At 67.4% G+C, this 21,833-nt stretch carries 21 protein-coding genes and 1 tRNA gene; 12 read left to right on the top strand and 10 right to left on the bottom strand.

Annotation, left to right across the window (positions count from 1 at the left end):
- The first annotated feature begins 201 nt into the window (after positions 1-201).
- Positions 202-840, top strand: coding sequence for an outer membrane protein (locus ASC46_RS11215; RefSeq protein ID WP_055459410.1), 639 nt, complete (start codon positions 202-204; stop codon positions 838-840).
- A 6-nt stretch (positions 841-846) separates the two neighbouring features.
- Here ASC46_RS11215 and ASC46_RS11210 read toward each other — a convergent pair whose 3' ends face one another.
- From ASC46_RS11210 to fabA, 4 genes are all read right to left on the bottom strand, one after another.
- Complete coding sequence (locus ASC46_RS11210; RefSeq protein WP_055459409.1) at positions 847-1,503, bottom strand: DsbA family protein; 657 nt, start codon at positions 1,501-1,503, stop codon at positions 847-849.
- Positions 1,504-1,576: 73 nt separating this feature from the next.
- Positions 1,577-2,422 carry an enoyl-ACP reductase FabI gene (fabI, locus tag ASC46_RS11205; RefSeq protein WP_280949165.1) on the bottom strand — a complete coding sequence of 282 codons (846 nt, stop codon included), beginning with the start codon at positions 2,420-2,422 and terminating at the stop codon, positions 1,577-1,579.
- Between the two features lie 28 nt (positions 2,423-2,450).
- Positions 2,451-3,668, bottom strand: a complete 1,218-nt coding sequence (fabB, locus tag ASC46_RS11200) for a beta-ketoacyl-ACP synthase I (RefSeq protein WP_055459407.1) — start codon at positions 3,666-3,668, stop codon at positions 2,451-2,453.
- Positions 3,669-3,755: 87 nt separating this feature from the next.
- Entirely contained in the window at positions 3,756-4,277 is a 522-nt protein-coding gene (gene fabA, locus ASC46_RS11195; RefSeq protein ID WP_055459406.1) for a 3-hydroxyacyl-[acyl-carrier-protein] dehydratase FabA, read from the bottom strand.
- A 226-nt stretch (positions 4,278-4,503) separates the two neighbouring features.
- Between fabA and irrA the strand changes: the two genes are divergently transcribed.
- Genes irrA through otsA form a run of 4 tightly spaced genes read left to right on the top strand, consistent with a single transcriptional unit; the run spans position 4,504 to position 9,011 of the window.
- Complete coding sequence (gene irrA, locus ASC46_RS11190; protein ID WP_096335286.1) at positions 4,504-5,022, top strand: iron response transcriptional regulator IrrA; 519 nt, start codon at positions 4,504-4,506, stop codon at positions 5,020-5,022.
- 19 nt (positions 5,023-5,041) lie between these two features.
- Complete coding sequence (gene otsB / locus ASC46_RS11185; RefSeq protein ID WP_055459405.1) at positions 5,042-5,809, top strand: trehalose-phosphatase; 768 nt, start codon at positions 5,042-5,044, stop codon at positions 5,807-5,809.
- Entirely contained in the window at positions 5,806-7,590 is a 1,785-nt protein-coding gene (locus tag ASC46_RS11180; RefSeq protein ID WP_055459404.1) for a glycoside hydrolase family 15 protein, read from the top strand. Before otsB ends, ASC46_RS11180 begins: the two co-directional genes overlap by 4 nt.
- Complete coding sequence (otsA, locus tag ASC46_RS11175; protein WP_055459403.1) at positions 7,587-9,011, top strand: alpha,alpha-trehalose-phosphate synthase (UDP-forming); 1,425 nt, start codon at positions 7,587-7,589, stop codon at positions 9,009-9,011. Before ASC46_RS11180 ends, otsA begins: the two co-directional genes overlap by 4 nt.
- Positions 9,012-9,026: 15 nt before the next feature.
- Here otsA and ASC46_RS11170 read toward each other — a convergent pair whose 3' ends face one another.
- Positions 9,027-9,560, bottom strand: a complete 534-nt coding sequence (locus tag ASC46_RS11170; RefSeq protein WP_055459402.1) for an SH3 domain-containing protein — start codon at positions 9,558-9,560, stop codon at positions 9,027-9,029.
- A gap of 243 nt (positions 9,561-9,803) precedes the next feature.
- Here ASC46_RS11170 and ASC46_RS11165 point away from each other — a divergent pair, with 243 nt between their 5' ends.
- Together ASC46_RS11165 and ASC46_RS11160 are read left to right on the top strand one after the other, a co-directional pair.
- Complete coding sequence (locus ASC46_RS11165; protein ID WP_055459401.1) at positions 9,804-10,796, top strand: 2-hydroxyacid dehydrogenase; 993 nt, start codon at positions 9,804-9,806, stop codon at positions 10,794-10,796.
- 36 nt (positions 10,797-10,832) lie between these two features.
- A complete protein-coding gene (locus tag ASC46_RS11160) occupies positions 10,833-11,642 on the top strand; it encodes a C40 family peptidase (protein WP_055459400.1) in 810 nt (269 codons plus the stop codon).
- Here the strand turns inward: ASC46_RS11160 and ASC46_RS11155 are convergent.
- Entirely contained in the window at positions 11,633-12,739 is a 1,107-nt protein-coding gene (locus ASC46_RS11155) for an OpgC family protein (RefSeq protein ID WP_072249489.1), read from the bottom strand. The genes ASC46_RS11160 and ASC46_RS11155 overlap by 10 nt on opposite strands.
- A gap of 228 nt (positions 12,740-12,967) precedes the next feature.
- Here ASC46_RS11155 and ASC46_RS11150 point away from each other — a divergent pair, with 228 nt between their 5' ends.
- Together ASC46_RS11150 and ASC46_RS11145 are read left to right on the top strand one after the other, a co-directional pair.
- Positions 12,968-14,080 carry a TRAP transporter substrate-binding protein gene (locus tag ASC46_RS11150; RefSeq protein ID WP_055459399.1) on the top strand — a complete coding sequence of 371 codons (1,113 nt, stop codon included), beginning with the start codon at positions 12,968-12,970 and terminating at the stop codon, positions 14,078-14,080.
- Positions 14,081-14,106: 26 nt separating this feature from the next.
- Complete coding sequence (locus tag ASC46_RS11145; RefSeq protein WP_055459398.1) at positions 14,107-14,823, top strand: sulfate transporter family protein; 717 nt, start codon at positions 14,107-14,109, stop codon at positions 14,821-14,823.
- Here ASC46_RS11145 and ASC46_RS11140 read toward each other — a convergent pair whose 3' ends face one another.
- The 3 genes from ASC46_RS11140 to ASC46_RS11130 form a co-directional block, all read right to left on the bottom strand.
- Positions 14,824-15,828, bottom strand: coding sequence for a complex I NDUFA9 subunit family protein (locus tag ASC46_RS11140; protein ID WP_055459397.1), 1,005 nt, complete (start codon positions 15,826-15,828; stop codon positions 14,824-14,826).
- A 124-nt stretch (positions 15,829-15,952) separates the two neighbouring features.
- Positions 15,953-17,758, bottom strand: a complete 1,806-nt coding sequence (gene lepA, locus ASC46_RS11135; protein WP_055459396.1) for a translation elongation factor 4 — start codon at positions 17,756-17,758, stop codon at positions 15,953-15,955.
- Positions 17,759-17,933: 175 nt separating this feature from the next.
- Complete coding sequence (locus tag ASC46_RS11130; protein WP_055459395.1) at positions 17,934-18,410, bottom strand: Lrp/AsnC family transcriptional regulator; 477 nt, start codon at positions 18,408-18,410, stop codon at positions 17,934-17,936.
- A gap of 145 nt (positions 18,411-18,555) precedes the next feature.
- Here ASC46_RS11130 and ASC46_RS11125 point away from each other — a divergent pair, with 145 nt between their 5' ends.
- Positions 18,556-19,566, top strand: a complete 1,011-nt coding sequence (locus ASC46_RS11125) for a 1-aminocyclopropane-1-carboxylate deaminase (protein WP_055459394.1) — start codon at positions 18,556-18,558, stop codon at positions 19,564-19,566.
- Positions 19,567-19,734: 168 nt separating this feature from the next.
- On the opposite strand, the gene hrcA is transcribed toward ASC46_RS11125, so the two are convergent.
- On the bottom strand, positions 19,735-20,904 hold the full coding sequence (gene hrcA / locus ASC46_RS11120; protein WP_245280532.1) for a heat-inducible transcriptional repressor HrcA: 1,170 nt from the start codon (positions 20,902-20,904) through the stop codon (positions 19,735-19,737).
- A 201-nt stretch (positions 20,905-21,105) separates the two neighbouring features.
- On the opposite strand from hrcA, the gene ASC46_RS11115 reads away from it, so the two are divergent.
- Positions 21,106-21,190 (top strand) — tRNA-Leu (locus tag ASC46_RS11115).
- Between the two features lie 372 nt (positions 21,191-21,562).
- Positions 21,563-21,833: IS5 family transposase (locus ASC46_RS11110; RefSeq protein ID WP_055459393.1), on the top strand; the 271-nt coding region annotated here is incomplete at its 3' end.

Genomic DNA, 21,833 nt, shown 5'->3' with positions numbered 1-21,833 from the left:
GAGCGGCAATGCCCGGCGGCGAGAGAAGCATTCGTCAGTGCCGTCCCGACGGTCTGATGCGCGCCGCAGCCGGCGCGGCGCGCAGGGCCTCCCATCCCTGCCGCCGCCCGCAACGCAATGGCCGGCTGCGGCGCGTCCTGCACGGGACGGCGCAGCGGCAGGCCATGGCCGCCGCATTCCTCCCACTTGGAGCAACTTTTCATGCATCTGCGTATATTCGCCGTCCCGGCCCTCGTCCTCGCCGGCACCGCCGGGGCTCTCGCCGCGGACCCCGCCCCGCGCCTCTACGACACGACGTCGTCCTATGCTGCGCCGCCCACCTTCACATGGAGCGGCGCCTACATCGGCGTCAATGGTGGCTACCGGCGGGCGAGCTTCGGCCGCGGCGCCAGGTCCGAGGGTGGCTTCACCGGCGGCGCGCATGCCGGTTATCTCACGCAGCTCGGCTTGTTCGCGCTCGGCGGCGAGCTCGAGGCCGCCTATCTCGGCGGCAAGAGCGGCTCGGGCCCGGCGCTCGGCGGCGCACGCATCGACCAGAGCTGGATGCTCGCGGCCAAGCTCCGTGCGGGTGTTGCCGTCGGCCGGCTCCTCGTCTTCACCACCGCCGGCTATGCCCGGTCCAACATCGACGTCAAGGACGGCCATACGCGCGATGGCTGGCGTGGCGGCTATCTCCTCGGCGGCGGCGTCGAATATGCGATGACCGATCGCCTGGCCCTGCGGGCGGAATACGACTTCGTGCGCTATGGCGGCCAGAAGATTGTGCTCGGCGACGGCGCCCGGGTGAAGGGGGACCTGACCAACCATCTCGTCCGGGCGGGCGTCAGCTACCGGTTCTGACGCCGCTCAGCAGGTGACGGCCTCGCAGGCGCGCAGGTTGGCGATGACGGCGCGCTTGTCGGCGAGGGGAACGAAGCCGTGGAAGGCCTCCGTCATCACCGTGTAGGAGGGGGTGGCGTTGAAGCCGAGGTCGGAGCCGAGCGTCACGGCCTGGCCCAGGGCGTTCGTCACCGCCTCCGAATCGGCCCGCTTCAGGAGCTCGTGCTTGTCGAGCGGGAAGGTGGCGGCGATGTCGAAGGTGCGCTGCGCATCGATGCGGCCCTTGAGGCCGAAGATGCGCTGGTGCAGCTCGAAATAATCCGCCGGCCGCATCTCGGCAAAGGCGAGGGCGATGCGTGCGGCCTCGACCGATTGCTCGCTCAGGATCGGATAGTTGACGAGAACATAGGCGAGGTCCTGCTCGCTCTTGAGAAGGGCGGCCGCGTCCCGGCACGACTGCCGGCACCAGGGGCAGTTGTAGTCGAAGAACTCGACGATCGTGATGTCGGGCTGGGCGCTGCCCACCGCGATGCGGATGGGCAGGAGCGCGATCTCGTTGACGAGCTCGCTGGGCACGCGGTTGTGCGGTGCCGTGATGGCGGCGGCGAGCGCCTGTGCCGAGCCGCCGGCGACGAGTGCGCCGGCGAGGCCCTGGATGATCGTACGGCGTGAAGGCTGGACCATGGGCCTGTGGGTGCACCGGCTCGCGGGTCGCGTCAATCGCTGCGGCCTCACGAGACGGTGAACGCCCGTCCGTTCAGGCCGTTGCCGGATCGGCGAGCCGCTCACTCGCGGCTTCCGCCTTCTCCTGGGCCTTGAGCACGTCAGGCCGCGGCATGGAGATGATGTTGTAACCGGAATCGACGTAGTGGATCTCGCCCGTCACCCCGCTCGACAGGTCGGACAGGAGGTAGAGGGCGGAGCCGCCGACCTCCTCGATGGTCACTGTGCGACGCAGGGGCGCATGGGCCTTCTGGTAGTTGAACATGAGGCGCGCGTCGGCGACGCCGGCGCCGGCCAGCGTGCGCACGGGTCCCGCCGAGATGGCATTGACGCGGATGCCCTCGGCGCCGAAATCGGCGGCGAGATAGCGCACGCTCGCCTCGAGCGCGGCCTTGGCGACGCCCATGACATTGTAGTTCGGCATCACCCGCGTCGAGCCGCCATAGGTCAGCGTGAGCAGGGAGCCGCCGTTCGGCATCAGCGCCGCGGCGCGCCTGGCGATCTCCGTGAAGGAGAAGCAGGAGATGACCATGGTGCGCGAGAAATTGGCGCGGGTCGTGTCGGCGTAGCGGCCCTTGAGCTCGTTCTTGTCCGAGAAGCCGATGGCGTGGACGACGAAATCGAGGCTGCCCCAGGCGTCCTTCAATTCGTCGCAGACGGCGTCGACGGTGGCGATGTCCTCCACGTCGCAGGGCATGATAAGCGTCGAATCGAGCGATTCGGCGAGCGGCGCCACGCGCTTCTTCAGCGCTTCGCCCTGGTAGGTGAAGGCGAGTTCGGCGCCGTGCTGGCGAAGTGTCTTGGCAATGCCCCAGGCAATCGAGTGATCGTTCGCGACGCCCATGATGAGGCCGCGCTTTCCGTGCATGAGCCCTGTCAAGGAGGCACTCCCGGATATGGCCCGCCGCTTACGCGTCGAGCTGCTTCATGACGATGGTTGCGTTTGTGCCGCCAAAGCCGAAGGAATTGGACAGCACGCAGCCGAGCTTGGCGTTGTCGATGCGCTCGCGCACGATGGGCATGTCGGCGAAGATGGGATCGAGCTCCTCGATATTGGCGCTCTCGCAGATGAAGCCGTTGTTCATCATGAGCAGCGAATAGATCGCCTCCTGCACGCCGGTGGCGCCGAGCGAGTGGCCGGTCAGCGACTTGGTCGCCGAGATCGGCGGGCACTTGCCGCCGAAGACCTCGCGGATGGCCTCGATCTCCTTCTCGTCGCCCACGGGCGTCGAGGTGGCGTGCGGGTTGATGTAGTCGACCGGCACCTTCACGCTCTCGAGGGCCATGCGCATGCAGCGCACGGCGCCCTCACCGGAGGGGGCGACCATGTCGTAGCCGTCGGAGGTGGCGCCGTAGCCGACGATCTCGCCGTAGATCTTGGCGCCGCGCGCCTTGGCGTGCTCCAGTTCTTCGAGGACGAGCACGCCCGCGCCGCCGGCGATAACGAAGCCGTCGCGGTTCCTGTCATAGGCGCGCGACGCCGTGCGGGGCTGCTCGTTGTATTTGGTGGACATGGCGCCCATGGCGTCGAAGAGCATGGACAACGTCCAGTCCAGTTCTTCGCAGCCGCCGGCGAAGATCACGTCCTGCTTGCCGTACTGGATCGTCTCGTAGGCATTGCCGATGCAATGATTGGACGTCGCGCAGGCCGAGGAGATCGAATAGTTGACGCCCTTGATCTTGAACCAGGTGGCGAGCGTCGCGGAAGCGGTGGAGGACATGGCCTTCGGCACGGCGAAGGGGCCGATGCGCTTCGGCCCCTTGGTGCGGGCGATGTCGGCGGCCTCGACAAGCGTGCGGGTGGAGGGACCACCCGAGCCCATGATGATGCCGGTGCGCTCGTGGCTGACCTCGCCGGCCTCGAGCCCGGCGTCCTGGATTGCCTGCTCCATGGCGACGTGGTTCCACGCTGCCCCGGTGCCGAGGAAGCGCATGGCGCGCCGGTCGACAACCTCCTCCGGGTTCAGCGCCGGCGCGCCATGGACCTGGCAGCGGAAACCGAGCTTGGCATAGTCGTCGGCGAAGACGATGCCCGACCGCGCTTCGCGCAGGGAGGCGAGCACCTCCTGCGTGTTGTTGCCGATGGACGAGACGATGCCCATCCCGGTGACGACGACGCGCCTCATGGCAGCCGTATCCTTTCCTCAGATCAACCAAACGGGCTCAGTGCCCTATGTGGGGGGCCCGAACGGGGCTGTCTACCTGCCGTGCAATCAGGCCGCGCTGCCGGCCTCGGCCTGGAACAGGCCGACCCTGAGGTCCCTGGCCTCGTAAATGCGCTTGCCGTCGGCCTCCACCCAGCCGTCGGCGATGCCAAGCACGAGCTTGGACCGGAAGACGCGCTTCAGATCGACGCCGTAGACCACCTGCTTGACGGTCGGCAGCACCTGGTCGACGAACTTGACCTCGCCGACGCCGAGCGCCCGCCCGCGTCCCGGGGAGCCGAGCCATCCGAGGAAGAAGCCGACCATCTGCCACAGGGCGTCGAGGCCGAGGCAACCCGGCATGACCGGATCGCCCTTGAAATGGCAGCCGAAGAACCAGAGGTCCGGGCGCACGTCGAGCTCGGCACGCACCAGGCCCTTGCCGTTGGCGCCACCCTCCTCGGCGATCGCGGTGATCCGGTCGAACATGAGCATGGGGGGCAGCGGCAGTTGGGCATTGCCGGCGCCGAACAACTCGCCGCGGCCGCAGGCGAGAAGTTCCTCGTAGCTGAAGTTCGACTGCCGCTCCATAATCCTCGGACGATCCCTTCATTCGATTGTCACGAACCAGGCGCTATGAGCCCGATGCACCGGGCTCTCCTAACATAGTGACCGCGAGGCCGAAAGCGGGGAACGGCGCTTTTGCGCCCACCGAGCGGAGGCGACGCCCTGGGCATCACCTCCCGCGGGTTGCGATCGCGCGAGCCAATCCATATGATAATGCGAACAGATAGCAATTTCCGGGCCATTGGCAGACATGAGCGAGCAAGTGCATTCCCGCCGGGAGACGGACGTTCCCGCACGCCTGCAGGAGGGCTCTCGAGCCCCGTCGCAGGCGCCTGCGACCGTCCACGGTGAGCGTCGGGGGTGCCCGTTCCACGAACTGCGCGAGAAGCTGCGCCGGGTCGGGTTAAGGCCCACCCGCCAGCGCGTCTCGCTCGGCTGGCTCCTCTTCGCCAAGGGGGATCGGCACGTCTCGGCTGAGATGCTCTACGAGGAGGCGACGCGGGCGCGCGTGCCAGTCTCCCTCGCCACCGTCTACAACACGCTGCACCAGTTCACGCAGGCTGGCCTCCTGCGCGAGCTCGCGGTGGACGGTTCCAAGACCTATTTCGACACCAACCTCTCGGACCACCATCACTTCTTCGTCGAGGGCGAGGACAAGATGATGGACATTCCCGGCCCCGCCATCACGGTGGGAGACCTGCCGACGCCGCCGGAGGGCATGGAGATCGCCCGCGTCGATGTCGTGGTCCGTCTGCGGCGCAAGGACTGAGCGCCGCGCGCTCGCGCCCATGATGCACGCATTCGAAGAGATCATCGCCCGCGCCGACGCTTTCGCCCTCTTCTTCGACATCGACGGGACGCTCGTCGACATGGCGGCCCGACCGGACGACGTCGTCGTGTCGGACGCGCTGTGCCGAGACCTCGTCCGGGCGCGGCTGCGCTACGACGGGGCGCTGGCGCTTTTGAGCGGGCGCTCGCTCGCCTGGATCGACACGCGCTTCGGCGATGCCGTCGCCGCCGTCGGCGCGCTGCACGGGCTGGAGCGGCGCAGCGCGGGCGGCGTGTGCCAGCGCTTTCCCGCGCCTCCCACCCTCGCCGCCGCGCGACAGGCCATCTGCACCGCCTTCGCCGCAGTGCCGGGCATCATCATCGAAGACAAGGGCCTGTCGATCGCCGTGCACTACCGCGCGGCGCCCGAGGCCTTCGAGGCCGTCAGGTCCCTTGCGGAAGATCTCGCGCGCGAGAGCGGCGGCACCCTCGCCGCACTGCCCGGCAAGTGCGTGGTGGAACTGCGCACGACCGGGGCGCACAAGGGCTCGGCGCTCGACGCCTTCATGTTGGAGGAGCCCTTCTTCGGCCGGCGGCCCGTCTTCTTCGGCGACGATCGGACGGACGAGGATGCTTTCGCCGCGGCACGGGCCCTCAACGGCATTGCCGTCGCGGTAGGCCGGGAACCCGAAGCGGTCGGAGCAGATTTGTATCTGGATGATCCGCCCGCCGTGCGCGCCTTCCTGGCAGATGCGGCCGCGGGCGGGAGGCAGGGGGGCAGGGCATGAGCGATCTCGATCTCGGCGTCGTCGGCAACAGCGCCATCGCTGCGCTGATCGACCGGCGAGGACGGATCGTGTGGTCCTGCTTCCCGCGGCTCGACGGCGACCCCGTCTTCCATAGCCTGCTCGGCGCCTCCGCGCAGGGCGACGAAGGCGTCTTCGAAATCGACCTCCAGGGCTTCACGCGCAGCGAGCGGCGCTATTGGCCCAACACCGCCATCCTCGAAACCGTCCTCGAATCCGAGGACGGCTCCAAGGTGCGCATCGTCGACTTCGTTCCGCGCTTCAAGATGTACGGCCGGCTCTTCCGCCCGGCGATGCTCATGCGTTCGGTCGAGCCCCTCGTCGGCTCCCCCATGATCAGGGTGCGCATCAGGCCATCCCATGACTACGGCCGCGAGCGCGCCGAGACGACACGCGGCTCCAACACCATCCGCTATCACCTCGGCGAGCAGGTGCTGCGCCTGACGACCGATGGCTCGCCGGGCCTCATCCGGGACGAGGTGCCGTTCATCCTCGAGCGGCCTTTGACGCTGATCCTCGGTCCCGACGAAACCCTGCCCGAGGCGCCGGCCACGCTGTTCGGCAAGTTCTGCGAGAACACGGAGGACTACTGGCGCGAGTGGGTGCGCTATCTCGCCATTCCCTTCGAGTGGCAGGACGTCGTCATCCGCGCCGCCATCACGCTCAAGCTCTGCGCCTACGAGGAGACGGGCGGCATCGTCGCGGCCCTGACGACCTCGGTGCCGGAATACGGCGCCAGCGGACGCACGTGGGACTACCGCTACTGCTGGCTGCGCGATTCCTTCTTCACCGTGCGGGCCCTCAACCGGCTCGGAGCGACCCGTACCATGGAGGACTACATCAGCTACGTCTCCAACGTGGTTGCGCGCAACGGTGACCGGGAGCTGCAGCCGCTGTTCGGCCTGCAGTTCGAGGCGCAACTGCACGAGGAGATCGTGCCGGCGCTGCCGGGCTATCGCGGCTTCGGCCCAGTCCGGCGGGGCAACGACGCCTTCCGCCAGCGCCAGAACGATGGCTACGGCTCTGTTGTCCTCGCCATTTCCCAGTGCTTCTTCGACGAGCGGCTGATCCGCAAGGGCGACGTGGCGCTGTTCGAGCGGCTCGAGGGTCTCGGCGAGCACGCCGCCCGGCTGTGGGCGGAGCCCGATGCGGGCCTGTGGGAATACCGCACGCTCGCCAACGTCTACACCCACTCCTCCGCCATGTGCTGGGCAGCCTGCGACAGGCTGGCGCGTATCGCCGGGCGGCTCGGCCTGCCCGACCGGGCGGTCTACTGGCGCGAGCAGGCCGACGTCATCCGCGAAGGCATCTTCGCCCGTGGCTGGAACGCGGAGCTTGGCACTTTCGTGAGCCGCTTTGGCGGCGACGATGTCGACGCCAGCCTCCTGCTGCTCGCCGACATCGGCCTCGTCGACGCGGAGGATCCCCGCTTCATCTCGACGGTCGACTTCATCGGACAGCGGCTACGGCATGGAGCGCACCTCTTCCGCTATGCCGGAGAGGACGACTTCGGCGAGCCGGAGACGGCCTTCACCATCTGCACGCTCTGGTACATCGAGGCGCTCGCCAAGGTTGGCCGGCGCGAGGAGGCGCGCGTCCTGTTCGAGGACGTGCTCGGGCGGCGCAACAGTCTCGGCCTCCTGTCGGAAGGCATCCACGTCGAAAGCGGCGAGCTGTGGGGCAATTTCCCGCAGACTTATTCGATGGTGGGCCTCATCCACGCGGCCCTCTCGCTGTCAGCATCCTGGGAGGACGCGTTTTGAGCAGGCTCATCGTCGTTTCAAACCGTGTCGCGGTGCCCTCGCGCAAGGGCGGGGCCACCGCCGGCGGACTCGCCGTCGCCCTCAACGATGTCCTTGCCCAGCGGGGCGGCCTGTGGTTCGGGTGGAGCGGGCGCATCGGCGAGCGCCAGAAGACCGCGACCCTCGTTGCGCACGGGAACGTGACCTATGCCGTCTGCGACCTGTCGCAGGAGGACCACCAGGAATATTACAATGGCTTCGCCAACCGGGCCCTGTGGCCCCTGTTGCACTACCGGCTCGACCTGACCGAGTTCGCCCGCAAGGACCTTGCCGGCTACCGCAGTGTCAATAGCTATTTCGCGGATCTGCTGGTCGAGCATGTTGCGCCCGACGATCTCATCTGGATCCACGATTACCATCTCATTCCGCTCGCGGAGGCGCTGCGGGAGCGCGGCGTCAACAACCGCATCGGCTATTTCCAGCACATCCCCTGGCCTTCGCTCGACATCTTCCTTGCCTTGCCGAACCATGCGGAGATCGGTCGCGCCTTGACCGCCTGCGACCTCGTCGGCTTCCAGACGCGCAAGGATGCCGACAATTTCGGCTCCTACCTCGTCGAGGAGGCCGGCGCCTTCGCGAGCGGCAAGCGCCTGTTCGCCGTCGGTGGGCGGGCGCTGCGCACGGGGGTCTATCCCGTCGGGATCGACCGCCTCGGCTTTGCCCGCACAGCGGCGCGCGCGGCGCGCTCGCGTTTCATCCAGGAGGTGGGTGAGAGCCTCGGCGGCCGCACGATGATGATCGGCGTCGACCGGCTCGACTATTCCAAGGGCCTGACGCAGCGCCTCGACGCCTTCGAGCGTATGCTGCAGACGGCGCCTGACTGGCGCACCCACGTCACCTTCCTGCAGATCACCCCCAAGAGCCGGGCCGACATTCCCGAATATGCGGCCATGCAGCGTGCGTTGGGCGAGGCGGCCGGGCGCATCAACGGCCAGTACGGCGAGGTGAGCTGGACGCCGATCCGCTATATCAACCGCTCCTACAACCGCAGCGAGCTCGCCGGGCTCTACCGGCTCGCCCGCGTCGGCGTGGTCACCCCCCTGCGCGACGGCATGAACCTCGTCGCCAAGGAATATGTCGCTTCGCAGGATCCGGACGATCCGGGCGTGCTCGTCATCTCGCGCTTTGCCGGCGCCGCTTCGGTCCTCGACGGGGCGCTCATCGTCAATCCCTACGACATCGACGGCACGGCGGCGGCCTATGTGAAGGCGCTGATGATGCCTCTCGACGAGCGTCGTGCGCGCTGGCGGCGCATGTGGCAGGGGCTCGCCAATACGGATATCGGCGGCTGGGCCGATCGCTTCCTGTCCGACCTCGAGGATGTCGACCGCGACCTGCCCTACCGCGGCTTCCCGCACGGCAACGGCACCGTGACCGCCTGATGGGGCGGGCCTGGATCACTCGATGCGCTCGTTGGGATAGACGCCCCAGAGCTTGTCCTGCGCCACGAAGCCGCGGCGGTTGGAGACGGCGACTTCGCACCAGGTGCCGGTGCAGCGGCGCACGTCCACGACGACGCCCGCTTCGAGACGCGCCACCACCGCGGCTTCCTCGGAGGCGCGCTCGCGCATCGTGAAGATCTGGCCCTTGCTCCAGGGGGAGACGAGCGCCGTACGCCGGCCGGACAGCAGGCTGTGCAGCACCCAGCCGTCGCTGCCCTCCGAATCCCGGATACGCCGCCACGTCTCGAACTCGGCGATGATCTCCACCGGCAGGCCGGCGCGTGTAAAGACCCAGGTGACGCGGTGATCCTTCGACGGCCCCTCGCGCAGATTGACGCGATCCGACTTCAGGCTGACGTAGCGCGGCAGCGGTAGCCCGCTCACCGTGCCGCGCGCCACTGGCGCGTCTGCGGCCTGCGCCGCGACCCTCCCACACGGAGCGACGGCGACGACGAAAAGGGCGAGGACGAGGCGGGCAAGGTGGGGCATCGCTGTACTTTGCGGGGGGCTCGGCGGGTGGGAACGTCGGACGAAGGCGTCGGGGACGGCCGGAGCGACCTTAGACTTCTCTACCGGTTGTCTTTCAGACTTCCTTTGCTACAGAGGCGACGTGTAGAAGTGGAATGAAGGGCCGGCTGCAGGGGGCTGAGCGCAACCCGTGTTCAACTCAATGTCTTGCCGATTGTGCTTAACGTGGGGTGAACACGTCGCCCCGGATGCGAGGCCTCCCTCATGAAAAAGAAGCCGCTCGTCGTCGTCACACGTCGCCTGCCGGACATCATCGAGACGCGCATGCGCGAATTGTTCGACGCGCGCCTCAATGTCGACGACACACCCATGACGGCGCAGCAACTCGTCGAGGCGGTGCGCACCGCGGATGTGCTGGTGCCGACCATCACCGACAGGATCGACGCGGCCCTGCTTGCCCAGGCGGGGGAGAGCCTCAAGCTCATCGCCAATTTTGGCAACGGCTTCGACCATATCGACGTTGAGACGGCCCTGTCGCGGGGTATCACCGTGACCAATACGCCCGGGGTGCTGACGCAGGACACCGCCGACATGACGATGGCACTGCTGCTCGCGGTCGCCCGGCGCCTGCCCGAGGGCGCTCGCATGATGACGGACGGCGACTGGCCGGGCTGGTCGCCCACCTGGATGCTGGGCCGGCGCATCACCGGCAAGCGCCTCGGCATCGTCGGCATGGGGCGCATCGGCCAGGCGCTGGCACGCCGCGCCAAGGCCTTCGGCCTGTCGATCCACTATCACAACCGCCGACGGGTCAGCGCCGCCGTGGAGGAGGAACTCGAGGCGACCTACTGGGATTCGCTCGACCAGATGCTGGCGCGCATGGACATCGTCTCCATCCACTGCCCGCACACGCCCGCGACCTACCACCTGCTGTCGGCCCGGCGACTCAAACTGATGAAGCGCGAGGCCGTGCTCGTCAACACGGCGCGCGGCGAGATCGTCGACGAGGTGGCGCTGGCCCGCATGCTCGAGGCGGGGGACCTCGCCGGGGCGGGACTCGACGTCTTCGAGCACGAGCCGTCGGTGAACCCGCGCCTGCTGAAGCTCGCGCGGCAGAACCGGGTGGTGCTGCTGCCGCACATGGGCTCGGCCACCATCGAGGGGCGCGTCGACATGGGCGAGAAGGTTATCGTCAACATCAAGACCTTCCTCGACGGCCATCGCCCGCCGGACAGAGTGCTGCCGTCCATGCTCTGAGGCCGCGAGCGGTCGCCGCGCGGGGAGGAGAGGGCCATGGTCTCGAGCATTCTTGCCGGCATCGGCCGCGGGCTCGTCGGCTTCCTGACGCGGCCCATCAAGGGCTATGCGCCGGCCTTCCCGCCGGATCTCGATGCCCTGTCGCGAGTCATCCAGCCGGGCGACGTGCTCCTTGTCGAGGGCAACACGCGCATCGCTGTTGCCATCAAGTACCTGACACAGTCCACATGGTCGCACGCCGCGCTGTGCGTCGGCGACAGGCTCGGCGTCCGCGAGGCGGACGGCGAGCCGCATGTGCTCGTGGAGGCTACCGCCGAGGCCGGCGTGACGACAGCCCCGCTCACCAAGTACCGTGACATGCACGTGCGCCTGTGCCGGCCGGTCGCGCTGACGCCGGCAGACCGGGAGGCGGTCATCCGCTTCATGGTCGAGCGCATCGGATACGGCTACGACGTGCGCAACATCGTCGACCTCGCACGCTACCTCCTGCCAACGCCGCCGGTGCCGGTGCGCCTGCGCCGCCGTATGCTGGCGCTCGGTTCTGGCGAGCCGACGCGCACGATCTGCTCGACGCTGATCGCCCAGGCTTTCCAGAGCGTGCGCTATCCGATCCTGCCGCGCGTCAAGCACTGGGACGATGACCGGCGGGTCAAGTCGGCCTACGGGCGGGCAGAGGTGCTCCACATCCGCCATCACTCGCTCTACACGCCGCGGGACTTCGACATCTCGCCCTATTTTGCCATTGTGAAGCCGACCATCGAGACCGGCTTCGACTACAAGCGCTTCCTGTGGGGCGAGGACCGGCCGGTCGAACTGCACCCGCCGGCAGGCACGCCTCAGGCCTGACGGGGCTGGGCCCGGCGGGCTGTGCGCTCCGCGAAGGCGCGTGCCACCAGATAGTGCAGGACGATGCCGATGCCCACGAGGGCCGCTTCGTCGAGGAATGCTGGCGGGCGCACGTGCTGGATGATCTGGCCGAGCGCGCTCAGGAGCGAGCCGGCAGCAAAGACCGGCAGGCTATGGCGGCCGATGAGGCAGAGCGGAGCGTGGACCGGCGTGCGCGCGAGGAGCTTCGACAGGCCGAGATGGCTGATGACATAGGCAAGCGCGAGGAAATGCAGCAGCCGCGCAAGACCGAGGTTGGTCTTGCTGATGTCGAGCGTTTCGCGCAACCCGTCCCACAGGCCGGGCACGAGATGGAAGCCGTTGGTCACCACGAAGAACGAGGCGGCAAGAATGACCAGGCAGACGGCGAACAGCAGATTGTCCCGCGTCACCATCACGTCGCGCAGGTGAAGGCCGATGAACAGGCCGATGCAGAACAGGAACTGCCAGGCGAAGGGGTTGAAGAACCACTCGCCCTCGACCGGCCACGTCGGCAGGTTGAGGCCAGCCGTGCGGGCGCCGACATAGACGAGCGCCGACACGATCAGCATCAGGAAGCTGTTGATGCGAGCGAGCGCCAGGATCGCGGGGGTCGCGAGCAGGAGCACGATGTAGAGCGGCAGGATGTTGAAATAGCCGAGCTGGTGGCTGAGCCCGACGATGGCGAGCAGCGCCCGGACGGGATCCGTCACCACGATGTCGCGTCCGTGCTCTGCCAGAAGCCCTTCGTCGTCGAATACGATGGCGGCGGTGACGAAGAGGGCGACGGCGATGAGCGACAGCGCCACCTGGACGCCGTAGATGGTGAGCGCGCGGCGCCCCAGGGCGCGGGTCGGCGTACCCGGTTCGCCGCTGAGAAAGCGTCGGCCATAGGCGAGCGCCACAGAAACGCCGGACAGGAAGACGAATGCTTCGGCTGCATCGGAAAGTCCGATGTTCTTGTGGGTCATGTATTCAAACACGTTGCCAGGAACGTGGTTGATAAAGATCGAAACAAGCACGATTCCGCGCCAGAAATCGATCGAATTTATTCTCTGATTCGAAGTGGACTTAGCCATCGTCAGCCCGATTCGTCTGTCCGCCGAAATTCTTGCGCGGCCTGTGGTCGAAATGAGGCACCAGCCTCGAAACGCGGGGAAAAGATCGATTGTTCCCTTCACGAAAGGGCGAGGCGTGTGTGCAGGCCGCTTGCGGCCCAGCCGCAAAAGCCGGTTTCACCCGGCTTCGATCATGCTCTAAAGTCCGCGACCGATCGCGGTGCAGGCCGCATGGGGATGAGGAACGCCATGACCAGGGAATACGAGGCAGGACGATCGACAGTGGCGCGCCGCGGCGTCATCGGGGCGCTGGCGGCGGGCGCGGTGGGGCTCGCCGCCCCGCATGTGGCGCGGGCCCAGGGCGCCGTTTCCTGGCGCATGGCGACCTCCTGGCCGAAGAACACGCCCGGCGTCGGCGTCAATGCCCAGCGCCTGGCCGACATGATCACGGCCATGTCCGGCGGGCGGCTCAAGGTGCAGCTCTTCGCCGCAGGCGAGCTGGTGCCGCCCTTCGAGGTCTTCGACGCGGTCTCCTCCGGCGCCGTCGAATGCGGCCATGCCACACCCTATTACTGGCAGGGCAAGAGCCCGGCCTTCCATTTCTTCACCGGCGTGCCCTTCGGGCTGTCGGCCAACGAGCACGCGGGCTGGATCGCCTTCGGCGGCGGCCAGGCCCTGTGGGAGAAGGCCTACGAGCCCTTCGGCGTGCTGCCCTTCTACACGGGCTCCTCCGGCGCCCAGGCTGGCGGCTGGTTCCGCAAGGAGATCAACAGCCTCGACGACCTCAAGGGCCTCAAGATGCGCATCGCCGGGCTCGGGGCGGAGGTGCTGCGCCGGCTCGGCGTCAACACGCTGCTGACGCCGCCGGGCGAGATCTTCCAGGCCATGCAGGCCGGCACCATCGATGCCGCAGAGTGGGTCGGCCCGTGGAACGACCTCGCCTTCGGCCTCTACCGGGTGGCCAAGTACTACTACCTGCCGGCCTTCCACGAGTTCGGCCCGGCGCTGGAGATGCTGGTCAACAGACAAGCCTACGAGGCGCTGCCCGACGACCTGCGGGAGATCGTGCGCCGCGCGGCGCAGGCCATCTCTTACGAGACGCTTGCCGATTTCACCTTCCACAATATCGAGAGCTATCAGCCGCTTCTTGAGAAGGGGGTGGAAGTGCGTGCCTTCAACGACGATATCGTCAAGGCGCTCGGCCGCCAGTCCGAGGCGGTTCTGTCGGATCTCTCCAAGACCTCGCCGCTCGCGGGCGAGGTCTATGCCTCATTCACCGCCTTCCGTGCCAAGGCGATGACCTACGGCAAGGTGATGGACGGGGCGATCTATTCCATGCGCGAGACCGGGCTGGGGGCATAAGCCCCCGCTCTTTTCCTGGGAGTGCCATGTATCCCGATGCCATCCTGAAGGCGTGGCGGCAGATCGTCTCGCCGCCGTTCCGCCGCATCCTGTGGCGCTCGCTGGCCCTGACGCTGGCGCTGATCGTGCTCGTCTGGCTGGCGCTGACGCGCGGCGTCGCCCTGCTGATGGACCGCTATGCGCTGCTGGTGGACTATCCACTGATCGACAGTTTCGCGCTCATCTTCGCCGGCATCGGCATCTTCATCGCGCTCGCCTTCCTCGTCCCGCCGATCTCCGCGCTCGTCGCCGGCTATTTCCTCGACGACGCGGCGGAGATGGTGGAAGGGGCCCACTATCCGGCAGATCCGCCGGGCCGGCCACTCTCCTTCGGCCGGTCCATCCTCTACGGGCTGCGCTTTGCCGGCCTGTCGCTGATGGTCAATGCCATCGCGCTGGTGCTGCTCTTCGTGCCGGGCGTCAATCTCATCGCCTTCTTCGGAGCGAACGCCTATCTGCTGGGCCGGGAATATTTCGAGCTCGCCGCCGGACGTTTTCAGCCGATGCCCGAGGCTGCGGCCATGCGCCACCGCAACCGCGGCACGGTGCTGCTCGCCGGCCTCGTCATCGCCGGTTTCGTCGCCATTCCCGTCATCAACCTGATGACGCCGCTCTTCGGCGTGGCCTACATGGTGCACGTGCACAAGAAGCTGGCCGCCCGCGAGGCGCGGGCGATGGCGACTGCCACGGTGCGGGCCGGCTGATCAGGCGAGGTGCGTCTGCTCGAACTGGCCGCGTTCGCGGAAGCGCCAGAGATAGGTCGGCACGATGGCCTCGACGGCTTCCGGCTGGATGCCGAGGCCCTCGAGCGTGCGACCTTCGGCGATGGCGACATCGGACACCACGTTGTCGGTCCTCAGCAGCGTCACCTGGTCGCGGGTCAACACAAATTCGTCGGGCATGAGGCCGAAGGTGAGCTTGTCGAGCGTCTCGAGCACCGCCGCCTGGGCCCGGCCGAGTCCGAAGGACAGCGGCAGCACCAGCCGGCTTCGGCCCGTGACCTTGAGGATGTAGTCGAGGATCTCGCGCAGGCTCCGCACCTGCGGACCGCCGAGCTCGTAGACGCGCCCGTCGGCCACTGTGCCGTCGACGGCGCGGGCGATGGCCTCGGCGACGTCACCGGCGAAGACCGGCTGGAAACGCGTGTCGGCGCCGACGAGCGGGATGACGGGCAGCATGCGGGCAAGCGCCGCGAAGCGGTTGAAGAAGGCGTCCTCCGGGCCGAAGACGACGGAGGGACGGAAGACGATCGCCTCGGGTACCGTGGTGAAGACCGCCTCCTCGCCTGCCGCCTTCGTGCGGGCGTAGAGCGAGGCGGACTTGGGGTCCGCCCCCAGCGCGGAAACGTGCACGAGCGAAGCGCCGGCACCGGCCGTCGCCTGGGCGACGGCGCGCGCGCCGAAGGCCTGCACGGCGTCGAAGCGCTGGCGCCCGGTCTCTTGCATGATGCCGACGAGGTTGATAACGGCATCGGCCCCCTGCACGGCGGCCTCGACCGAGTTCTTGAAGCGCAGGTTGGCCTGGACGGCGTGGATCTGGCCGACGCGACCGAGGGGCTGCAGGTGCCCGGCAAGATCGGGCCGGCGCACGGCGACGCGGATGCGATAGCCGCGGCGGGCGAGGGCCCGCACCACGTGGCGGCCGAGGAAGCCCGAGCCGCCGAAGACCGTGACGAGCTTGGAGAGGGGATCGAGCGCTTGCGCCGCCATGGTTGTCTCCACGAGTGCTGATCCGACGTTGCCGGCCGCCGGAAGGGTCGCGGCTTCCTTAGAGCATTTTTGAGGGAAGTGGAATCCGCCGCGACGAAAGGCGGCGGGGCTGAGGCCGGACGCCTCAACTGTCCATCTTCAGCGCGGCGATGAAGGCTTCCTGCGGGATCTCCACCTTGCCGAACTGGCGCATGCGCTTCTTGCCCTCCTTCTGCTTCTCGAGGAGCTTGCGCTTGCGCGAGACGTCGCCGCCATAGCACTTCGCCGTCACGTCCTTGCGCAGGGCGCGGATGGTCTCACGGGCGATGATCTTGGCGCCGATCGCGGCCTGGATCGGGATCTGGAAGAGGTGCTGTGGGATGAGGTCCTTCAGCTTCTCGCACATGGCGCGGCCGCGCATCTCGGCGCGGGTGCGGTGCACGAGCATGGAGAGCGCATCGACCGGCTCGCCGTTGACGAGGATCGACATCTTGACGAGGTCGCCGGGGCGATAGTCGGTGATCTGGTAGTCGAAGGAGGCATAGCCCTTCGAGATCGACTTCAGCCGGTCGTAGAAGTCGAACACCACCTCGTTGAGCGGCAGGTCGTAGACGACCATGGCGCGCTTGCCGACGTAGTTGAGGTCCACCTGCTCGCCCCGCCGGTCCTGGCACAGCTTGAGGATGGCGCCGAGATAGTCGTCCGGCGTCATGATGGTGGCGCGGATCCACGGCTCGGCGATCTCGGCGACCTTCATCACCTCCGGCATGTCGGCCGGATTGTGCAATTCGCGCTCGCTGCCGTCGCTCATCTTGAGGCGGTAGACCACCGAGGGGGCGGTGGAGATGAGGTCGAGGTTGAACTCGCGCTCCAGCCGCTCCTGGATGATCTCGAGGTGGAGAAGGCCGAGGAAGCCGCAGCGGAAGCCGAAGCCGAGCGCCGCCGAGGTCTCCATCTCGTAGGAGAAGCTGGCGTCGTTCAGTCTGAGCTTGCCCATGGCCGCGCGCAGGTCCTCGAAATCTGCGGCATCGACCGGGAAGAGGCCGCAGAAGACGACGGGCTGCACGGGCTTGAACCCGGGCAGTGGCTCGGCGCAGGGCTTCCTGTCGTCGGTGATGGTGTCGCCGACGGCGGTGTCCGCCACCTCCTTGATCGAGGCGGTGAGGAAGCCGACCTCGCCGGGGCCGAGCGAGTCCACATTGGTCATCTTGGGCCGGAAGACGCCGACGCGGTCCACCGGATAGGTCGCGCCGGTGCGCATCATGCGGATGGTCGTGCCCTTCTTCAGCGTCCCGTCGATGATGCGCACGAGGACGACGACGCCGAGATAGGCATCGTACCAGCTGTCGACGAGCATCGCCTTCAGTGGCGCCTCCGCGTCGCCCCTGGGCGGCGGCAGGCGGGTGACGATGGCCTCCAGCACGTCCTCGATGCCGAGGCCGGTCTTGGCCGAGATCGGCACGGCGTCGGAGGCGTCGAGGCCGATTACCTCCTCGATCTGCTCCTTGACGCGGTCGGGCTCGGCGGCCGGCAGATCGATCTTGTTGAGGACGGGCACGATCTCGTGGTTAGCGTCGAGCGCCTGGTAGACGTTGGCGAGCGTCTGCGCCTCGACGCCCTGGGAGGCGTCGACGACCAGCAGCGAGCCCTCGCAGGCCGCGAGCGAGCGCGAGACCTCGTAGGCGAAGTCGACGTGCCCGGGCGTGTCCATCAGGTTGAGGACGTAGGTCTTGCCGTCCTTGGCCGGATATTCGAGGCGCACGGTCTGCGCCTTGATGGTGATGCCGCGCTCGCGCTCGATATCCATGGAATCGAGCACCTGCTCCTGCATCTCGCGGTCGGACAGCGCGCCCGTCTTCTGGATGAGCCTGTCGGCGAGCGTCGACTTGCCATGGTCGATATGCGCGACGATGGAGAAGTTGCGGATGGTCTCGATGGGCTTCGTTGTCATGTCGGAACGTCGTTTCGCTCGCCCGCCTGTCCCCGCGGCTGTGACGGCCTTCCTGCGCAGGCGGGGGCGGGAGCGCGGCCGTGATCGTCAAGCCGCGGGAATAGCAGCGTGCGGGCCATCCGCCAAGAGGTGCGCCGCTAAGGGGCCGGCAAAGTCCCTCGCGCGGGGCGGCGCTTCAGAAGGCGAGTGGTGCGTTGTCGACCACCTCCTTGAGGACGAAGAAGGTCCGCGTCTGGCGCACGCCGGGCAGGGCGATGAGCTTTTCCCCGTGCAGGCGGTTGAAATCGACCATGTCGCGCACGCGGATCTTCAGGAAATAGTCGAAGTCGCCGGCGACGACGTGACAGTCGAGCACCACCGGCATGGCGCGCACCGCCTCCTCGAAGGCGGCGAAGCTCTCGGGCGTCGAACGGTCCAGCACCACGCCGACGAAGACGAGTGTGCCGCGTTCGACCCGCCCGGGCGCCACGAGCGCCCGCACGCCCGACACATAGCCCTCGGCGAGGAGGCGCTGGATGCGCCGGTGGCAGGTCGCCGCGCTGGTATTGACGCGCTTGGCGATCTCGGCATTGCCCATGCGCCCGTCGGCCTGCAGCAGCCTGAGGATGCGCAGGTCGGTGCGGTCGAGTTCGCGTGTGACGGATTCTTTCATTGAATGGCCTGTTAATGAAGCATTCGGAAGATACTAGGCGGATCGACCGAAACAGCAAATCATAAATGACGCTTACTTCGGAAGGACCTTTCATAGGTACTGTTGCTAGGCTTTCCCCATCCATTTCCAAGGGGAAGACCGCGCCATGCTCGAAAAATTCGACCGCTATCCGCTTACCTTCGGCCCGACGCCGATCGAGAAGCTGGAGCGTCTCAGTAAACACCTCGGCGGCAAGGTGGAGCTCTATGCCAAGCGCGAGGACTGCAACTCGGGCCTCGCCTTCGGCGGCAACAAGCTGCGCAAGCTCGAATATATCGTGCCGGACGCGATCAGGAGCGGTGCCGACACGCTCGTCTCCATCGGCGGCGTGCAGTCCAACCACACGCGCATGGTGGCGGCGACGGCAGCCAAGATCGGCATGAAGTGTCGCCTCGTGCAGGAGAGCTGGGTGCCGCACGACGATGCGGTCTACGACCGGGTCGGCAATATCCTTCTCTCGCGCGTCATGGGGGCGGAGGTCGAACTCGTCGACGAGGGCTTCGACATCGGCATCCGCGAGAGCTGGGAGCGGGCGCTCGAAGACGTCCGCGCCCGGGGCGGCAAGCCCTATCCCATCCCGGCCGGCGCCTCCGTGCACAAATACGGCGGCCTCGGCTATGTGGGCTTCGCCGAGGAGGTGAGGGCGCAGGAGGCGGCGCTCGGCTTCTCCTTCGACTTCATCGTGGTGTGCACCGTCACCGGCTCCACCCACGCCGGCATGGTGGTGGGCTTCGCCAAGGACGGGCGCCAGCGCCGTGTCATCGGCATCGACGGCTCGGGCACGCCGGAAAAGACGCGCGCCCAGGTGCTCGATATCGCCCAGAAGACCTCAGCCCTCGTCGGCGGCAAGGACATCACCGAGGAAGACATCGTGCTGAAGGAGGACTACGCCTATCCGGCCTATGGCGTGCCCTCGAAGGAGACGCTCGCCGCCATTCGCCTCTCGGCGCGCCTCGAGGGCATGATGACCGACCCGGTCTACGAGGGAAAATCCATGCAGGGCATGATCGACCTCGTCGCGCGCGGCTTCTTTCCGGCCGGGTCGAAGGTGCTCTACGCGCATCTCGGCGGCGTGCCGGCGATCAACGGCTACAGCTACACCTTCCGCAACGGCTGACCGCACCGTGGCGGCCTCCTCTTCATCGGGCGGCCGGCGACCGCCGCCGCCTGGCCGGAGGAGGTCGTCGCCATGCGTTTCGCGACGCTGCCGGCGGCAGAGCTCATCGCCCTCGACGAGGCGTCCGGAGCCGAGGCGACGATGATGCTGTTCCCGTGAGGGGGGCGCCTACCGCCCCTCCAGCAGCCGCGACACCACGCGCGCCGTATAATCCACCATCGGCACGATGCGGGCATAGTTGAGCCGCGTCGGGCCGATGACGCCGACGACGCCGACGATGTGCTGGGTGCCGTCGCGGAAGGGGGCGGCGATCATCGACGAGCCGGACATGGAGAACAGCTTGTTCTCCGAGCCGATGTAGATGCGCACGCCCTCGCCCTCCTCGGCGCGGGAGAGGAGGTCGATCACGTCCTTCTGGGTCTCGAGGTCGGCGAAGAGCAGGCGGATGCGCTCGAGGTCCTCGGCGGCCCGGAGGTCCTCGAGCAGGTTCGCCTGGCCGCGCACGATGAGCTGACGCTCCTCGGCCGGGCCGACGCTCATGGCGACGCCGGCCTCGACGAGCCGTGCCGTCAGTGCGTCGAGCTCGCGGGCGATCTCCTCGCGCCGGCGGGCGATCTCCTCGCGCACCTCGCTCAGGGTGCGGCCACGGATGCAGGCGTTGAGGAAGTTCGTCGCCTCGGTCAGCGCCGAGGCGGGCAGGCCCTGCGGCAGGTCGAGCAGTCGGTTCTCCACCGAGCCGTCCTCGGCCACGAGCACGACGAGGGCGCGGCCGGGGTCGAGCCGCACGAACTCGATGTGCTTGAGGCGCAGGTTCTGCTTGGTGGTGACGACGACGCCGGCCCCGCGCGACAGGCCGGACAAGAGCGTCGTCGCCTGGGCGAGCACGCCGTCGAGCGAGGCGCTGCCGGTGCCGGCGCGCACCTGGCTCTCGATATTGGCCCGGTCGGCCGCCGTGAGGTCGCCGATCTCGAGCAGCGCATCGACGAAGAAGCGCAGGCCGAGCTCCGTCGGCAGGCGCCCGGCGCTGGTGTGGGGCGCGTAGATGAGGCCGGTCTGCTCGAGATCGGCCATCACGTTGCGGATCGAGGCGGGCGAGAGCTGCAGCGGCAGCATGCGCGAGAGATTGCGCGAGCCCACCGGCTCGCCCGTGGCGAGATAGCTCTCGACGATCTGGCGGAAGATTTCGCGCGAGCGCTCGTTGAGCTCGACGAGCGGGCGCGACCCTTCCGCCACCGTACCGGCGGTGGTGCCGGCAGCGGCGCCGGAATGCGCGCTCGCGCCCGGCGACGCGCCGCCGGGAGGCAAGGCACCGCGTGGCGTCACGTTCATGGCCGTCATGCTCCTGTCGTCCTTGGGATTATGGGCCCGATCGGCCGCTTTTCAAGCAACGGCCAGCGCCTCGCAGTGGATCCCTGCGGCCGCGCGCCCGCACTCCCGCCCCGCTGCGGCCGATTGTCCACCGCACGGGCGGGCGCCCGTGCAAAAGCGCCGTTGACAAGCCCGGGGCGCATGCTTAGACAGACGCCTGCCCTGACATGGGCCCAGGTGGCGGAATTGGTAGACGCGCTGGTTTCAGGTACCAGTGGTGAAAGCCGTGGAGGTTCGAGTCCTCTCCTGGGCACCATCGCTTCCCTACGTTGCGCCCTCGCGTCAGCGCGGACCCCGGTGAAGGGCTCACGGAGTTCGTTTGATGGCTCGGCCAGGGTAAAGGGCATCCAACGCCAGTGCGGTTTTTTGGCGTATGGCCGCTGCGAGCTGTCCGGCGCCTCTCCCCTACGATTTGTCAGCCGTCACCTGTTCTGATCCTCCTGAATTCACGTTGAATGGATAAAAACTCCAGGAACTTGGTATACAGTATATCTAAAGTCACTAAGCATTCTTTCAAACTCTTGTTTGAAGTGAACCGCCTCTTATAGCTAGGCCGTAAACCCATAAACGGCTCTGGGTTCCCTGACGGTGGCAATTGTGATTCAAGCTCCTTTTCGGGAGCTTTGCGATGGGCCGCTACGATCTGACGGATTTCGAATGGGAGGCGATCCGGCCTCACCTTCCCAACAAGTCGCGGGGCGTGCCTCGCGTGGATGACCGGCGGGTTCTCAATGGCATCTTCTGGTGCCTGCGCTCGGGCGCGCCGTGGGCGGACATGCCGGCGCGCTACGGGCCGCCGACCACGATCTACAACCGCTTCAACCGATGGCGGAAGGCGGGCGTCTGGGATCGGCTCATGGACGCGATCACAAGGGCTTACGATGGTGACGTGCAGATGA

It is taken from the genome of Chelatococcus sambhunathii (genome assembly GCF_001418005.1).
GTDB lineage: Bacteria > Pseudomonadota > Alphaproteobacteria > Rhizobiales > Beijerinckiaceae > Chelatococcus_A > Chelatococcus_A sambhunathii.
This window is presented reverse-complemented; position numbering and strand designations above follow the sequence as displayed.

Bases quoted from the DNA above. Each gene is read 5' to 3' on its own strand.
- ASC46_RS11215 (WP_055459410.1), top strand. From the start codon at position 202: ATGCATCTGCGTATATTCGCCGTCCCGGCCCTCGTCCTCGCCGGCACC.
- ASC46_RS11210 (WP_055459409.1), bottom strand. From the start codon at position 1,503: ATGGTCCAGCCTTCACGCCGTACGATCATCCAGGGCCTCGCCGGCGCA.
- fabB (WP_055459407.1), bottom strand. From the start codon at position 3,668: ATGAGGCGCGTCGTCGTCACCGGGATGGGCATCGTCTCGTCCATCGGC.
- fabA (WP_055459406.1), bottom strand. From the start codon at position 4,277: ATGGAGCGGCAGTCGAACTTCAGCTACGAGGAACTTCTCGCCTGCGGC.
- irrA (WP_096335286.1), top strand. From the start codon at position 4,504: ATGAGCGAGCAAGTGCATTCCCGCCGGGAGACGGACGTTCCCGCACGC.
- otsB (WP_055459405.1), top strand. From the start codon at position 5,042: ATGATGCACGCATTCGAAGAGATCATCGCCCGCGCCGACGCTTTCGCC.
- ASC46_RS11180 (WP_055459404.1), top strand. From the start codon at position 5,806: ATGAGCGATCTCGATCTCGGCGTCGTCGGCAACAGCGCCATCGCTGCG.
- ASC46_RS11170 (WP_055459402.1), bottom strand. From the start codon at position 9,560: ATGCCCCACCTTGCCCGCCTCGTCCTCGCCCTTTTCGTCGTCGCCGTC.
- ASC46_RS11165 (WP_055459401.1), top strand. From the start codon at position 9,804: ATGAAAAAGAAGCCGCTCGTCGTCGTCACACGTCGCCTGCCGGACATC.
- ASC46_RS11160 (WP_055459400.1), top strand. From the start codon at position 10,833: ATGGTCTCGAGCATTCTTGCCGGCATCGGCCGCGGGCTCGTCGGCTTC.
- ASC46_RS11155 (WP_072249489.1), bottom strand. From the start codon at position 12,739: ATGGCTAAGTCCACTTCGAATCAGAGAATAAATTCGATCGATTTCTGG.
- ASC46_RS11150 (WP_055459399.1), top strand. From the start codon at position 12,968: ATGACCAGGGAATACGAGGCAGGACGATCGACAGTGGCGCGCCGCGGC.
- ASC46_RS11145 (WP_055459398.1), top strand. From the start codon at position 14,107: ATGTATCCCGATGCCATCCTGAAGGCGTGGCGGCAGATCGTCTCGCCG.
- ASC46_RS11140 (WP_055459397.1), bottom strand. From the start codon at position 15,828: ATGGCGGCGCAAGCGCTCGATCCCCTCTCCAAGCTCGTCACGGTCTTC.
- lepA (WP_055459396.1), bottom strand. From the start codon at position 17,758: ATGACAACGAAGCCCATCGAGACCATCCGCAACTTCTCCATCGTCGCG.
- ASC46_RS11130 (WP_055459395.1), bottom strand. From the start codon at position 18,410: ATGAAAGAATCCGTCACACGCGAACTCGACCGCACCGACCTGCGCATC.
- ASC46_RS11125 (WP_055459394.1), top strand. From the start codon at position 18,556: ATGCTCGAAAAATTCGACCGCTATCCGCTTACCTTCGGCCCGACGCCG.
- hrcA (WP_245280532.1), bottom strand. From the start codon at position 20,904: ATGACGGCCATGAACGTGACGCCACGCGGTGCCTTGCCTCCCGGCGGC.